Source organism: Limnospira indica PCC 8005 (assembly GCF_000973065.1).
Taxonomy (GTDB): domain Bacteria; phylum Cyanobacteriota; class Cyanobacteriia; order Cyanobacteriales; family Microcoleaceae; genus Limnospira; species Limnospira fusiformis.
Window position 1 is genome coordinate 4,332,259 of the sequence record NZ_FO818640.1, and the last position, 14,083, is coordinate 4,346,341.

12 protein-coding genes and 2 pseudogenes are annotated in these 14,083 nt (G+C 45.3%); 6 read left to right on the forward strand and 8 right to left on the reverse strand.

Features of this window, described 5'->3' with window-relative positions:
• Positions 1-27: 27 nt before the first annotated feature.
• A complete protein-coding gene (gene trxB / locus XZ46_RS18855; protein WP_006668409.1) occupies positions 28-1,380 on the reverse strand; it encodes a thioredoxin-disulfide reductase in 1,353 nt (450 codons plus the stop codon).
• 180 nt (positions 1,381-1,560) lie between these two features.
• Here trxB and XZ46_RS18860 point away from each other — a divergent pair, with 180 nt between their 5' ends.
• The 3 genes from XZ46_RS18860 (at position 1,561) to XZ46_RS18870 (ending at position 5,869) form a co-directional block, all read left to right on the forward strand.
• Positions 1,561-2,223 carry a class I SAM-dependent methyltransferase gene (locus tag XZ46_RS18860; RefSeq protein WP_008052624.1) on the forward strand — a complete coding sequence of 221 codons (663 nt, stop codon included), beginning with the start codon at positions 1,561-1,563 and terminating at the stop codon, positions 2,221-2,223.
• Positions 2,224-2,375: 152 nt separating this feature from the next.
• A complete protein-coding gene (locus tag XZ46_RS18865; protein WP_006668408.1) occupies positions 2,376-3,722 on the forward strand; it encodes a GH25 family lysozyme in 1,347 nt (448 codons plus the stop codon).
• A gap of 218 nt (positions 3,723-3,940) precedes the next feature.
• Positions 3,941-5,869 carry a cation:proton antiporter gene (locus XZ46_RS18870; RefSeq protein ID WP_006668407.1) on the forward strand — a complete coding sequence of 643 codons (1,929 nt, stop codon included), beginning with the start codon at positions 3,941-3,943 and terminating at the stop codon, positions 5,867-5,869.
• Here XZ46_RS18870 and XZ46_RS36055 read toward each other — a convergent pair.
• On the reverse strand, positions 5,866-6,327 hold the full coding sequence (locus XZ46_RS36055) for an AAA family ATPase (protein WP_006624252.1): 462 nt from the start codon (positions 6,325-6,327) through the stop codon (positions 5,866-5,868). The two genes, XZ46_RS18870 and XZ46_RS36055, sit on opposite strands and share 4 nt — an antisense overlap.
• The gene (locus XZ46_RS36060) at positions 6,294-7,037 is read right to left on the reverse strand and encodes an AAA family ATPase (protein WP_008052632.1); all 744 of its coding nucleotides are present in this window, start codon (positions 7,035-7,037) and stop codon (positions 6,294-6,296) included. Before XZ46_RS36060 ends, XZ46_RS36055 begins: the two co-directional genes overlap by 34 nt.
• Positions 7,038-7,090: 53 nt before the next feature.
• Here XZ46_RS36060 and XZ46_RS37620 point away from each other — a divergent pair, with 53 nt between their 5' ends.
• Positions 7,091-7,225, forward strand: a complete 135-nt coding sequence (locus tag XZ46_RS37620) for a hypothetical protein (RefSeq protein WP_257720169.1) — start codon at positions 7,091-7,093, stop codon at positions 7,223-7,225.
• A 487-nt stretch (positions 7,226-7,712) separates the two neighbouring features.
• Here XZ46_RS37620 and XZ46_RS18890 read toward each other — a convergent pair whose 3' ends face one another.
• A complete protein-coding gene (locus XZ46_RS18890) occupies positions 7,713-8,003 on the reverse strand; it encodes a hypothetical protein (RefSeq protein WP_071829365.1) in 291 nt (96 codons plus the stop codon).
• 431 nt (positions 8,004-8,434) lie between these two features.
• Here XZ46_RS18890 and XZ46_RS18895 point away from each other — a divergent pair, with 431 nt between their 5' ends.
• Together XZ46_RS18895 and XZ46_RS18900 are read left to right on the forward strand one after the other, a co-directional pair.
• Positions 8,435-9,631, forward strand: coding sequence for a HetZ-related protein (locus XZ46_RS18895; RefSeq protein ID WP_006624247.1), 1,197 nt, complete (start codon positions 8,435-8,437; stop codon positions 9,629-9,631).
• A 205-nt stretch (positions 9,632-9,836) separates the two neighbouring features.
• On the forward strand, positions 9,837-10,598 hold the full coding sequence (locus XZ46_RS18900; RefSeq protein WP_006624246.1) for a PHP domain-containing protein: 762 nt from the start codon (positions 9,837-9,839) through the stop codon (positions 10,596-10,598).
• A gap of 236 nt (positions 10,599-10,834) precedes the next feature.
• Here XZ46_RS18900 and XZ46_RS30265 read toward each other — a convergent pair.
• From XZ46_RS30265 to XZ46_RS18915, 4 genes and pseudogenes are all read right to left on the reverse strand, one after another.
• Positions 10,835-11,226, reverse strand: a pseudogene (locus XZ46_RS30265) (zinc ribbon domain-containing protein); the annotation flags it as partial.
• Positions 11,227-11,471: 245 nt separating this feature from the next.
• A complete protein-coding gene (locus tag XZ46_RS18905) occupies positions 11,472-12,212 on the reverse strand; it encodes a response regulator transcription factor (RefSeq protein ID WP_006624244.1) in 741 nt (246 codons plus the stop codon).
• A 148-nt stretch (positions 12,213-12,360) separates the two neighbouring features.
• The gene (gene map, locus XZ46_RS18910; RefSeq protein WP_006624242.1) at positions 12,361-13,212 is read right to left on the reverse strand and encodes a type I methionyl aminopeptidase; all 852 of its coding nucleotides are present in this window, start codon (positions 13,210-13,212) and stop codon (positions 12,361-12,363) included.
• Between the two features lie 225 nt (positions 13,213-13,437).
• Positions 13,438-13,818: pseudogene (locus tag XZ46_RS18915) on the reverse strand (ribonucleotide-diphosphate reductase subunit beta); the annotation flags it as partial.
• Positions 13,819-14,083: the final 265 nt, after the last annotated feature.

Genomic DNA, 14,083 nt, shown 5'->3' on the forward strand with positions numbered 1-14,083 from the left:
TTAACAGCTAACATACCGAAAGGATAACTATAAATTACTTTGAATGACATCTCGATACTGACTTTTTTGTTTAACCCCCTTCATTTCTCTGACTAACTCCTTATGTTTAAAAAACTGAATAGTTGGAGTTCCCATCACTCCGGCATTTTGTGCAATTTCCGGGTCCTGTTCTATATCAATTTCGACAAAGTGGATTTCACCATCAAACTCATCGACCAATTTATTTAAAATCGGTTTGAGGCTGTGACAGGGGCCGCAGGTGGGGGATACATATTTAACCATAATTAGGCGATCGCTCTCATGGTAGAGTTTCCGCAGGGCATAACTTCCTTTATGCTTAGTTTTATTGATATCGTAAGTTTCCTCAGTGTCTGCGGCCTCAGTTTCTGGGTGAGTGGCTGTTGTCTCTGATGATGATTGAGTTTGTGCAAATTCCCGAGCCAAATTATGAGAGGATAACCATCGTTCTGCCAACATCGCCCCCATGCAGCCACTACCCGCCGCTGTCACCGCTTGACGAAATTCATGATCTTGAACATCTCCAACGGCATAAACACCCTCAACGCTGGTTTCTACGCCATTATTTTTAGTGACAATATAACCGACAGCATCCAGTTCTAACTGTCCCTCAAAAATATCAGTGTTGGGAGTATGACCAATGGCATAAAATAAACCATTAACCCGCAATTCACTTTCCTGGTTGGTGCGATTATTTTTGACGACAATTCCCCCAAGTTTACCATTGCCAAATACTTTAAATGCCTGGGTATTCCAATGAACGGTTATTTGGGGGTTTTGTAAAACCCGCTGCTGCATAGCTTTACTAGCACGCAACTCATCTCGACGCACCAAAAGATGTACATGACTGCCATATTTAGTTAAATAAACCGCTTCCTCTGCGGCTGAGTCGCCGCCACCGATAACGGCTAATTCCACTCCTTTAAATAGGGGACTAGCGCCATCACAAATAGCACAGGCGGAAATGCCATTACTCCAGAAAATTTCTTCCCCTGGTAGGTTTAGGCGTTTAGCAGTAGCTCCCGTAGCAATAATAATACTATGGGTAGAGATTTCCCGCTCTGGGGAAGTGAGGGTAAAGGGTCTTTGACTGAGATCCACTTTAATCACGTCTTCGGTAATTAATTCAGCCCCCCAGCGCGCGGCTTGTGCTTTCATGCGATCCATTAATTGCGGTCCGGTGATACCATCAGGAAAACCGGGGAAGTTTTCTACTTCTGTGGTGGTCATTAATTGTCCACCGGGAACCCCACCCTTATGATATCCTTCAAATACAATGGGTTTGAGGTTAGCGCGTCCTGCATAGATAGCGGCAGTGTATCCAGCGGGACCAGAACCGATAATCACTAAATTTTCAACCATTTTCAATATGGTAGGGGGAAATTATACAATCTTTCATTATAAACCATCAGGACTTTGTTTAAGGCAAGTTTCCTAAAATCATCCGAGGAGGGTTCAGGACTTGACAATCAATAATTCATCAATAATAATTTAAGGTTAATAAATGATTTTTTGTCAAAGTTGATGGCTAAAGGAATCTAAATGAAACGAGTGTTAGAACCGGAAGTAATGGATAGTTGGTCGGAGGCTGTAGAGTATGACTCTATGGACTTTTTAGAGGTGAATAGAGCTTTTGCGGAACAGGCGATCGCCGTTTTACCCAAATCGAAAGGGATGGTATTAGATGCGGGAACGGGAACAGCGCGCATCCCGATTTTGATAGCCCAACACAAGCCAGGATGGCAAATTATCGGGATTGACTTATCCGAAAATATGCTGAAAATAGGGGAGAGTAATATCAAGGCTGCGGCAGTGAGTAATCAAGTGGAATTAGCCTTAGTGGATGCCAAAAAGTTGCCATATATTGACGGTCAGTTTGATTTAGTAATTTCCAATAGTATAGTGCATCATCTAGGGGACCCTTTACCTTTTTTGTGTGAGGTAAAACGAGTATTAAAACCGGGGGGAGGGATTTTCCTGCGGGACTTACAGCGACCGCAAAATGAAGCCGATCGCGATCGCCTAGTAGAGGAATATGCAGGGGACTGTAACCAGCATCAAAAACAACTATTCCGAGATTCCCTACAGGCGGCATTTACCTTAGAAGAAGTGCAGGAGATGGTAAACCAAGCTGGATTAGGGGATATTAAAGTTTATACATCAAGCGATCGCCACTGGACGGCGGAAAAAATAGCGATCGGCTAACATAACTGTTAATCAACGGAACTCAGAAGTATGATAGTCAAAGTGCGAAACTGGAGTCAATGGCTAAATTTACTGGCCCGATAGCGATTTGATGAGCTGATCCGAATTTTCGCCAATACCCGATCAAAATATTATTGTTAAATGTCAAACCCATGAGTATACGCGGTATAGATGTTTCAGACTACCAACCCAACGTTGACTGGAAAGCAGTGGCTAATTCCGGTATGGAGTTTGCTGTAATTAAATCAACGGAGGGAGCCACCTTTGTGGCGGATGTTTTTGCTCCCTATTGGAAAGCAACCAAAGCCAACGGCTTAATTAGGGGAGCATATCACTTTTTTAGGCCGGCCAGCAATATTCAAGGACAAATCGATAACTTCCTGAGAACTGTTCCCCTGGAACCGGGAGATTTACCCCCGGTGTTAGATATTGAAACCACGGACGGGCTAGATTCCAAAACAATATGCGATCGCGCTGCTGTGTGGCTAGAAGCGATCGAAGCAGCCACCGGATATCAACCGATAATTTACACCTATCCAGGATTTTGGCAACAACTGAACACCGATCGCTTTTCGGAATATCCCCTATGGATCGCCCACTATACCCAAGCCGAAAAACCAGCCATACCAGGAAAATGGAAAACCTGGGTATTTTGGCAATATACAGATCGCGGTCAAGTTGATGGTATCCGAGGCGGGGTAGATATAAACATCTTTGAGAGTATCCGCAGAGGGGAACGGGGACCGAAAGTAGAATTGATGCAGACAATGCTGAAAAAACGCGGCTTTGAACCCGGAGTAATTGACGGCATTTTTGGCGCGGGAACCGAAAGGGCTGTCATCAGTTTTCAGGATAACAAAGGCATTAAAGAAAAAAATGGGGTAGCTGGCTTAAAAACCTGGACTGCATTAATGGGTCAAGTGGAAAACTTCGTCCCACCAAGGGTAGAAGCCGAACCGACACCAGAACCGACACCCGCACCCGCACCGGAACCCGCACCGGAACCCGCACCGGAACCCGCACCGGAACCCGCACCCGCACCCGCACCCGCACCCGCACCGACACCAACCTTAGAACTAATTGATATCTGTAGGATCTATCGTGGTTCTGCGACGGAAGATAAAGCCTTAGTCTGGTTACAGGAGAGAATCCCATCGGAGACCTTATTAGAGTTTGCGCGTTTGTGGAGAAATCAGGCTATTCCCCAAACCCAGTCGATTAGAATTATAGATGTGTGCCGTTATTATCGGGATCTGCCGAACCAAAATCAAGCTCTGCGGTGGTTACAGCGGGAAATTCCAGCGACTATCTTGCTGGAATTTGAGCAGAAATGGAACGCCACCCCGGAAGTAGTGGTTGATATTCGGTTACTCGATGTCTGTAGATTCTACAGTGGGACTGCTACCCAAAAAGAGGCGATCGAATGGCTACAAACGCAAATTCCCGCCCCTACCATGGTAGAGTTTGCCAGATTATGGCGTAGACCCAGTTCTCGATAAACTGCTATATAGGGGGTAAGGCGATCGCCAAATCTAGGATAGGTTAAGATTAACCTCACTGTTCCCAGTTCCCACTATCTACCCCAAGTAGTTACCCCGCCAGAAGTTCAACAATAATCAATTTTTGATTTGTTGGAGCAGATGGAATCCTCCTCTGTTTCATGGCGGGTCTGATATCAAGTTAAGAAAGATATTTTGAGCGTGCGACAGTAACCCTTATGGACACATCCTTTGAGATCACCATGCTGATGGTCATAACCATCATTAGTGGTATCGGTGCTCAAGTTTTAGCGGACTACCTGAAAGTTCCTGCCATTGTCTTTCTACTGATATTCGGTATCCTAGTAGGCAATGATATTTTAGGGCTAGTCCATCCCAACTTACTCGGCGATGGCTTAGAAGTCATTGTCTCCCTTTCGGTAGCCCTAATTCTGTTTGAAGGGGGATTAAGTCTAGAACTGAGAGCTTTAGGGGCTGTTTCGGGAAGTATCCGTAACTTAGTAACAGCCGGAACATTGATCACCTTGGTCGGTGGTGGTATGGCTGCTCATTGGCTAGGGGAATTTCCCTGGCCGATCGCCTTTCTGTATGCGTCCTTAGTCGTTGTGACCGGACCTACTGTAGTTGGTCCCCTACTCAAACAGGTTTCTGTGGATCGACCCGTAGCCGCGATTTTGGAAGGGGAAGGAGTGCTAATCGATCCCATTGGTGCTATTCTCGCCGTCTTAGTGCTTAATGTAGTTCTCAGTGGTAGTGCTGACCCCGTGGAGTTGTTCCGGGAATTAATCACTCGTCTAGGAATTGGTGCCACTATCGGGGTCGTCGGTGGTGCATTAATGGGGTGGAGTCTCAAACAAGCTAAGTTTATGTCTGAGGATCTCACCAGTTTAGTCGTCTTAGCTGCTCTGTGGGGACTCTATGATGCTGCTGAATTGGTCAGTAGTGAATCGGGGCTAATGACTGCAGTTGTCGCCGGTATGGTGGTGCGTTCTGTCGGGGTTCCAGAAATGCGTCAACTGCGCCGCTTTAAGGGACAACTGACCATGTTATGTGTGTCCGTGCTGTTTATTCTGTTAGCCGCGGATCTGTCTTTAGAAAGTATTGTCGCCTTGGGGTGGGGGAGTGTGTTAACTGTACTCGCTCTGATGTTTATTGTCCGTCCCATTAACGTTTTGATTTGTACCCTATCGAGTAAACTTAACTGGCGACAAAAGTTTTTTATTGCTTGGATAGGACCTAGGGGAATTGTATCAGCCTCTGTGTCTTCCCTATTTGCGATTCTGTTGACTCAACGGGGAATGAATGGGGGAGACTCCATTAAGGCTTTGGTTTTCCTGACGATTATTATGACTGTTGTCACCCAAGGACTAACGGCTAAATATGTGGCTCAACTATTAAGAGTTACATCATCTACAGCTACCGGAGCCGTAATTGTCGGTTCAAATCCTATCAGCCGCCTGATTGGACAAATGTTCCAAGAACGCAATGAGTCCGTGGTGATTATTGATACTGACCCAGAGGCTTGCGAACAGGCTAAGGATGAAGGGTTGCGTGTTTATCAGAGTAGCGCCCTTGATCCTAATGTCTTGGAAGAGGCGGGACTTGAGTCTATGGGGACTTTCCTGGCTATGACTAGCAATGGTGAGGTGAATCTAGTTTTAGCACAACGGGCGGCGGAAGAGTTCCAGCCTCCCCGTGTGTTGGCGATTTTTCCCCAAGAACCCCAAAAGAAAACGGCTAACAGTAATGGTAAAGAGAAGGTACAACAGGCTTTTATTCCAGAGTTTCCCCTTAAACAGTGGAGTCAATATGTCCAAGACCGTGAGGTGAAGTTGGGGGAAACTTTGCTGAGACAACCGGGACTGGAGTTTCAGCGATCGCATTTACAAGCGATGATTCGGTCAGGGGAGTTTCTCCCTCTATTACTGTTGCGTCAAGAACAGCTAATGGTAGTCCCAGTGGCGGAAACTTGGCAAGCAGGCGATCGTATTATTTACTTACTCCATGACCCTAAACCTAAACTACTTAAACGTTTATCCGGTTCTCAACAAACCGATCTCACCCTCGATAAGCATCCTGTCGTCGAGGAAGTTCCGATTCCATCTCCTCACCTCGAAACTATTTCCGCTAAAGAACCTAGTAACTAGCTAGTCAACCAGCCTTCACGCCACAGATACCCAGGTAAGTCTCCGGCGTTGACGAGATTAATCAGGCTTTTATCTTGGCTGGCTTTTGAGATTTTGGTGATTCCTTGTTCTTTGGTGAGCCAGAAAATACTGTCCAGGGGAACAGCATTGAGAAAGTCTGGAGAGTGGGTAGATACAAAGACCTGTCCGCCTCTAGCAGCATAGCTGGCAAATTCTTCAGCCAGTTCATATAAAAGACTCGGATAGAGTTGATTTTCTGGTTCTTCGACACAGAGTAAAGGGTGAGGTTTAGGGTCAAACAGGAGGATTAGATAAGCAAACATTTTCATGGTTCCATCGGAAACATAGCGATCGATAAAAGGATCTTTAAAGGCTTGGTCTTGAAATTTAAGGATTAATCTACCATCTGGCGTTTCTTGAGCTTCTACCTTAGAAATTCCTGGGACTCTTTGCTGCATTCTCTGGATAATTTCGTCAAATATTTCCGGGTGTTCTTGATAGATATATTGGGCAACGACTGCCATATTATCGCCTGTGGGGGAGAGGTGTTCGGCATAGCATCCTTGCTGCCTCTGGCTTCGCTAATATGAAAATCGGAAACGTGCCAGTTTTCGATAAGTGAACGGAAGGCACTGGCGGCTTTGAATCTTTGAAATTGTCCTAATCCTTTAATGGCTAAAATATCGCTGGATTCAAGTTTTTGTTCTTCCCGTTTTAGGTGTTCATCAGGTTGGCTAAAGTCTTCTTCGTTGATAATAGCATATCCCTGACCTTTTTGAAATTCCAGAAAGTGAAATGGTTTACCATGTTCACCACGTTTATAGCGGAGAATTTCTCGATAGATGATGGGTCTTCTTTTCTCTTGACCGACAATCAAAATATAGGTAACCAGGCGTTCTGTGTTGGATATTTCCATGCGGAATTTTAATTCTATTTCAATATTTTCGTGGCTTTTTCCTCTGGTAACTACTTCGTTAAATCCGCCTCTAACTTGCAGGGCTTGCCGAATATTATTTTGGAGAGCATCACGCAGAAATCCAAAGATATCGAAGAGGGTTGATTTGCCGGTGCCGTTGGCTCCAATGATGACGCAGAAGGGGGGAATATCTTTAATTTCTAAGGATTCAAAGGCGCGATAGTTTTTAATTCGGAGAGCTACTATTTTCATAAAAAAGGGGGCATATTAATTATCGATTTGGGGAGGGATGAGCTGATGGCTGAATGGGAATAATTGTTAATTTAATTTATTTCGGCTCAGGGCGATCGCTATTACTACATTACTATCGACAGATTTCTAATGCTCAGTGGAAGGGACTCGTGGAATCTCAGGGATTTGTGCCATCTAATCACCAGTAGACGAATATTATACCAGGAACTCAGGCCATGATACAGCCATCTATTTTAAGTAGGTTGGGTGTAACGCAGTGGAACCCAACATCAGGGGGTTTTGCTGTGACTGTAGTGGAACCCAACATCAGGGGGTTTTGCTGTGACTGTAGTGGAACCCAACATCAGGGGGTTTTGCTGTGACTGTAGTGGAACCCAACATCAGGGGGTTTTGCTGTGACTGTAGTGGAACCCAACATCAGGGGGTTTTGCTGTGACTGTAGTGGAACCCAACATCAGGGGGTTTTGCTGTGACTGTAGTGGAACCCAACATCAGGGGGTTTTCTGTAACTGTAGTGGAACCCAACATCAGGGGGTTTTGCTGTGACTGTAGTGGAACCCAACATCAGGGGGTTTTGCTGTGACTGTAGTGGAACCCAACATCAGGGGGTTTTGCTGTAACTGTAGTGGAACCCAACATCAGGGGGTTTTGCTGTGACTGTAGTGGAACCCAACATCAGGGGGTTTTGCTGTAACTGTAGTGGAACCCAACATCAGGGGGTTTTGCTGTGACTGTAGTGGAACCCAACATCAGGGGGTTTTCTGTAACTGTAGTGGAACCCAACATCAGGGGGTTTTCTGTAACTGTAGTGGAACCCAACATCAGGGGGTTTTCTGTAACTGTAGTGGAACCCAACATCAGGGGGTTTTCTGTAACTGTAGTGGAACCCAACATCAGGGGGTTTTCTGTAACTGTAGTGGAACCCAACATCAGGGGGTTTTCTGTAACTGTAGTGGAACCCAACATCAGGGGGTTTTGCTGTAACTGTAGTGGAACCCAACATATTTAATAGGTTGGGTGGATAGAGCGTGGAACCCAAGATCCATTTGAGAAGACTACAGAAGGAACCAGTTAGGTAACTGTCTACGAAATGGGGGTAGCCCTATAGGTTGAACGATGGGGGAAAAGGAGCGATCGCGCTGATGTCTAAATCCTTATCCAGAGGGAGTTTGAGCGAAATAGGTTCGAGAGTGATATTCACATAGTGGGTCAGTTCACCCTAGCAGTGATTGCAGTTACTTAAAAGAGTGGAACAGTTCAGACCCTGTTTGAATGTGGTTGCTCCTACTATTCAAATTGTAGAGAGTTGAATCAGGACAGGGAAACAAACAAGCCAGCCAAGACCTTGCACCTACGCCTCAACCTCTGCAACAGCCCACTTATACCAGGTAATTAAAATGTTTAATACTAATTCTACCAACGTCGTCGCCGCCCCTGAACTGTCAGATAACAGTGTTGAGACCTTACATACTCAAACGGTAGTTAACAGCCTCCTAGAGGAAATTCAGCAAGTTCTGAAACTGAAACCAGCCAGCAGCGAGTCAGTAATGATGCGAATTGCTATAGAAGTCGATCGCATTTGCAGCAAAAGCAAGCGGATTCAAGATTCCGGGGAAGTAGGAACCTGGCAACTGAACTTAGCCCGCCATCGCCTGCAAAAATGCTTACAATACTATCGTCTGGGTTCTCGCCAAGGTCGGGTTGAACTGCACTCAAATTTGGCCGCGATGGTGTACCGCCATGTAGCTCCTTTTAACTCTAATCTGCATTTCCAGGCTCGGTATAATTTGATTGAAGATTTCCTCCAAGGCTTCTATATTGAGTCTCTGCGGGCGTTTCGTCGTGAACATCAACTGGAAGCGGAATACACCCCCCAAACTCGGTTAGAACTCTCGGAATATATGGCTTTTACAGAACAATATGCCAAGCGTCAGATTGGTTTACCGGGTCGCAACCGCCAACGGTTAATCGTCCTGCGGGCTCAAGGTTTTGCTAAAGGTCAACCCCCAGAAATGTCTCTTGATATTGAATTGGCGGTTGAGGGGGGCAAAACTGAGGAAGCTGAGGCTCAAAGTCGCACCCACGCTATGCAGCAAATTCGCGATTTGATGGTGTCTGAGATGGTTGACCCGGCTGATGCTGTATTGCGCGATCGCGTGATTGCAGAACTGATACAATATTTGGAAGCTCAGGGTCAGAATGATTGTGTAGATTATCTGGTTCTGAAACTTCAGGATTGGCAAGCCGGCGATATTGATAAGGCCCTTAATCTCACCCCTCGTCAACGGGACTACTTACAACAACGGTTTAAGTACCATGTCGAAAAGTTTGCTCACTCTAATAACTGGAAACTGGTTCATGAGTGGTTGGGAGCGGACTTAGACCAAAAACTGGGGATGACTACTGAGCAATGGCGGGTGTTTCAAGATAATCTGTCTCTGGCGGAAAGGACTTTATTGCAACTCAAGCGGGATGGAGAAACTGATAAGGCGATCGCAGTCGCTCTCAAATGTACTCCCAAACAGGTACAGAAGCGTTGGTCTAAATTGCTTAATCAGGCGGCTAGTTATCGCAACAGTGAAGCATCAGCTTAGGGTGGGGAAAAATGGGCATCGGCAATTCCACCCGATCGCCCCATCCTTCCCTAAAATGGCAGTTAGTAAGTATATATAAGAATTAGTAAGTATATATAAGAATTTTAAATCTAAAATCGTCCTTAAATCAGCCGAAATCCCACATCAGGCCTGATAAATTCGATACAGTAGATGTAGGTAAAGGTTTATTAAGAAATCGACGGCTATGTCAGTCAATCTTGTCCCGGCTTCTGCATCCTTCTCCAGTTTATCGAAAACTTGGGAAAATGCTCAGAAGCAATATGTTGAGTCTACGGCTATGAGTCGGTCAGCACTTATTCAAGTCTTACAGGGAATTGATGCGGATAGCTGTCCCACATCCTACAATTTCCATGCTCATACCACGAAATCGGATGGACAGCTTGACCCGATCGCCCTAATTCAACAGGCGATCGCTATTGGACTCAAAGGACTTGCCATCACAGACCACCATACCACTGAGGGCTATCAAATCGCCCGGCATTGGTTAAATCACCGGAAAAGTCATGCTTGCAAACCAGACAACATCCCATCCCTGACCCTGTGGACGGGTGTTGAAATTAACGCCCACCTCCTGGAAACCGACGTGCATATTTTGGGCTATGCTTTTGACCCAGATGCTCCCAGTATCTATCCCTATTTACAGCATCATTCCGCCCCTCGTCAAAATTCCGGGGCTGGGGCTGTGATCGCCGCTATCCAAAATGCTGGCGGTCTAGCTGTTTTAGCTCACCCAGCACGCTATCGCCGCCCATCCGCAGAACTCATCCCCGAAGCCAGTCGCCTAGGAATTGATGGCGTTGAGGTTTTCTATGGCTATCGCCGGACTAACCCCTGGTATCCAACGCCGAAAATTACTGAAGAAATACAACAACTGGCTTGGGATTACAATTTACTGCCTACCTGTGGCACCGATACCCACGGCCTTAACCTATTAGTGCGACTTTAAATTTCCAACTCCCCCGCTCAAAAGAGACGGGGTGTATTTTTGGTCATTGAGCATAGTGCATCGCGATAATTCGATCATCTCTAATCTCAAACGGTGCCTGCCATACTAATCATCAGGAAAAAACTCAACAGCAGCACCAGGAGTAAAAATGTTTGGATTAGGGTTGATACTGATTCTTTATGCCAAACAGAGGTTTTCATAATCGGATTGACTGTTGTCAATTTGAACTGATACATTTACGCGACATTTTTCCGGTTGTTCCCGGACAATGCGACGATAGCACTATTACCCGTTAAGGTAACAGAGGCGGTATCCCGCAAAGCTTTTAGAAAGATTCCAAAAGCACCGTTCCAGTCCCGTGGTAGAGTGAACCCGCACTCCGGACATCGGAACACTTTTGAGCCACCTAGCTGGGAATGGACATGACCACAGTGAGTACAGGTTTTGCTGGTGTATTCTTCGGTCACATCTACAACTGTTCAGTTATTTCCCCTTGATGTCTCAGGGTTAGTTTGAATCGATAATGCGCCCATGTCAGCATGGCGCGGGCAGTCTTAGACCTGATTAGACGCTTCACCTTGGCAACCATATTGGAAGTCTCGAAGGTGGGCCAAAAAATCAGGCTGTGTTATGGGATGGCCAGGGATGCGACCCAATCAACCAAGGGGTTGAAGTCCTCACCGGGTAGTTATTTCGCCCATTTCAGCTCTATTTCATACCCGAAGGTCTCGCACCCATACTTGGTATTATACTGTATTGCCGTAAAATGTTAACCTAATTTGAGATTAAATCATGCTCTCTGACTGAATGCTAACAAAAAAATGGAGATTTCATGATGATTCTCAATAAATCTTAACAAATACCCAAGTATTTTCACTTGGTTAAACCGTGTTCGAGAGCATAACGGACTAATTCAGTGCGGCTATTAGTTCCAGTTTTAGTAAATAACCGACTCACATATTTTTCGACATTGCGGACACTGGTTTCTAAACGGCTGGCTATTTCTTTATTCATTAGTCCTTGAGCGACTAAATCTAAAACACTTTGTTCTCTGGGTGTTAGGTCAATTTTAATGGGGGAAGGACTCAAATTGATGCCAGTTTTACCCTTGAGCATATTTTCAATGCGGGCAATTTGTCCAGCTAAGGCGGTAATATCTGGGGTGCCTTCTTCGGCTTCCTGGCGGGTGGCGGCTCGACGTTCTAACAGGTTTTTAACAATGGCTACCAGTTCTTCTGGGTCAAAGGGTTTAGATAAATAGGCATCACAACCGGCTTGATAACCTTGAATGCGATCGCCTTTCATACCTTTAGCAGTTAAAAACACCACAGGAAGTGCTTTAAATTTGGGTTCTGACCGCATTTGTTCGAGGAATTGATAGCCGTCAACTTCCGGCATCATAATATCAGTAATTACCAAATCCGGTAGATTTTGCTGTAGTAATTCCCAGCCCAGTTTAGCATTCTCCGCGACATCTACAATAAAGTTACTGTCCTCTAAATAGGCTTGGACAGCTTCCCTTAATCCCGGTTCATCATCTACTAATAAAAGTCGAGGAGATACTGGGGGTATTTCTTCCCCTTGTGGCTCATTTTCTGGGATTTGATTTGACATTTTTATAAAGTTGATAAAAGTTAACAGGTTTGATGACTTATCAGCCGAAGCCGGGGAAAGTGGATCTCTCCTCAACCCTAGACCCAAGGGAGGGGGTATTTAGTAGGGTTGAGGAAAATTTACCTGTTTTGGCTGGTGGGGTATCTGTTTAGACTTGATGGCGATCGGTTAAAATTTCGTAGCCGTTTTCAGTCACTAATACAGTATGCTCAAATTGGGCAGATAAGGCGTTATCAACCGTAACTGCCGTCCAGCGATCGCTAAGGATACGGGTAAATCGAGAGCCAGCGTTTAAAATAGGTTCAATGGCTAGGGTCATACCTGCTTTGAGCTTGACATTAGGTAAATCATAGGTGCGGACATTAAACACCGAAGGTTCCTCGTGCAGGTTTTCTCCTACCCCATGACCTGTAAACTCTTGGACAATCTGAAAGTTATTAGCTTCTGCGTGGTCTTGAATAGCTCCAGCGATGTCTAGCAAGTAGGCTCCAGCTTTGACTTGTTCAATGCCTTTATACAGACATTCTTCAGCCACTCTAATCAGTTTACTAGCTGATGGTGTCACTTCACCAATAGCAATAGTGATGCAGGAGTCTCCATGAAAACCCTGGTAGTAGGCTCCTGTATCGACTTTTACCACATCTGAGTTACGGATCACCTTATTTTTACGGGGGATACCGTGGACTACTTCGTTATTAATGCAGATGCAAATACTAGCCGGGAAGCCGTGATAGCCTTTAAAGCTAGGAACAGCGCCTAATTCCCTAATCCGCCTTTCAGCGTAGGCATCGATTTCTGCGGTAGTCATACCAGGTTTGATCTGTTGTGAGATCTCTTTGAGGACTGTCGCGACTATTCTACCCGACTCTCGCATGATTTCGATTTGTTCGGGGGTTTTAATGCTGATACCGCCACGGCGTTTTTTAATTTGGGGGGGTTGGGGTTGGGGTTGGGCTGGGGGTGCTGGTTTGGAAATTAAATCGCTAAACAGTTTTCTCATTATCTCGAAGATTGGATCAATGGAATTTTACAGGGGTGCAATATCTTATTGTAGAACACCTGTTGAGGAATGTCTGGGTTATATGGGTCTGAAACATTCAGTATTATTACTCATGGTAGCAATTCCGCGTCAGAGGCTGACCGTAGAAATCAAAACAGGAAGAAGGTTTGTGATAGTCTCTTCCTGTCTTGGTTGCGTTGCTAACAGTTTAGTGGTGGGTAATCCTCAAATTTCATCCCAGCCACTCACCCCAGAAGACATCACATAACTGGTAACACTGGCTTCAAAGAAGTTCGCCTTAGTGTGAGCTTCTTTTTTAGTATCCGAGAAACGCTCTAAATGAGTATAGGGACTCTTTTGGTATTTGGGGTCACTATAGAGGGATTCTAAACCAATAGAACGCAGTCGGATATTAGCGAGATATTTAGTGTACTGTTCTGTACTGTGTTCAGTAATTCCCAAAATGTTGTTACCAACAATATGATTGGTCCAGCGGCATTCATGTTGAACAGCCGCATCGAACATTTCATAAATCCGGTCTTGGGAATGGGGAAAAATTGCCATAGCTTCCGGGATAATTTTCTGGAATAACCGCACATGAGAAAGTTCGTCCTTTAATGTTCAGTAGGGGTCGCTATTCCCTACCCGCTTGATTTAAGCAGCTACCCGTCGCCGAATAGAACAGACCATATCACAATCCTTAACTTATGTAAGAAGGATTCCCCCCGCTTCGAGTCGCTTGACTCTACTCCATTTCTGGATGGTCTTTGCACGTCCCTTGTTCATAACAGTTACCAGATTTTAACTCTGACATAGTTTGAACATTCTGCTAATTAGCATAGGTTTCGCTCAGGATTATCTCAATGAGACT

Bases quoted from the DNA above. Each gene is read 5' to 3' on its own strand.
- XZ46_RS18870 (WP_006668407.1), top strand. From the start codon at position 3,941: ATGGACACATCCTTTGAGATCACCATGCTGATGGTCATAACCATCATT.
- XZ46_RS18895 (WP_006624247.1), top strand. From the start codon at position 8,435: ATGTTTAATACTAATTCTACCAACGTCGTCGCCGCCCCTGAACTGTCA.
- XZ46_RS18860 (WP_008052624.1), top strand. From the start codon at position 1,561: ATGAAACGAGTGTTAGAACCGGAAGTAATGGATAGTTGGTCGGAGGCT.
- XZ46_RS18900 (WP_006624246.1), top strand. From the start codon at position 9,837: ATGTCAGTCAATCTTGTCCCGGCTTCTGCATCCTTCTCCAGTTTATCG.
- XZ46_RS37620 (WP_257720169.1), top strand. From the start codon at position 7,091: ATGGGAATAATTGTTAATTTAATTTATTTCGGCTCAGGGCGATCGCTA.
- XZ46_RS36055 (WP_006624252.1), bottom strand. From the start codon at position 6,327: ATGCAGCAAAGAGTCCCAGGAATTTCTAAGGTAGAAGCTCAAGAAACG.
- XZ46_RS18890 (WP_071829365.1), bottom strand. From the start codon at position 8,003: ATGTTGGGTTCCACTACAGTTACAGAAAACCCCCTGATGTTGGGTTCC.
- trxB (WP_006668409.1), bottom strand. From the start codon at position 1,380: ATGGTTGAAAATTTAGTGATTATCGGTTCTGGTCCCGCTGGATACACT.
- XZ46_RS18865 (WP_006668408.1), top strand. From the start codon at position 2,376: ATGAGTATACGCGGTATAGATGTTTCAGACTACCAACCCAACGTTGAC.
- XZ46_RS36060 (WP_008052632.1), bottom strand. From the start codon at position 7,037: ATGAAAATAGTAGCTCTCCGAATTAAAAACTATCGCGCCTTTGAATCC.
- XZ46_RS18905 (WP_006624244.1), bottom strand. From the start codon at position 12,212: ATGTCAAATCAAATCCCAGAAAATGAGCCACAAGGGGAAGAAATACCC.
- map (WP_006624242.1), bottom strand. From the start codon at position 13,212: ATGAGAAAACTGTTTAGCGATTTAATTTCCAAACCAGCACCCCCAGCC.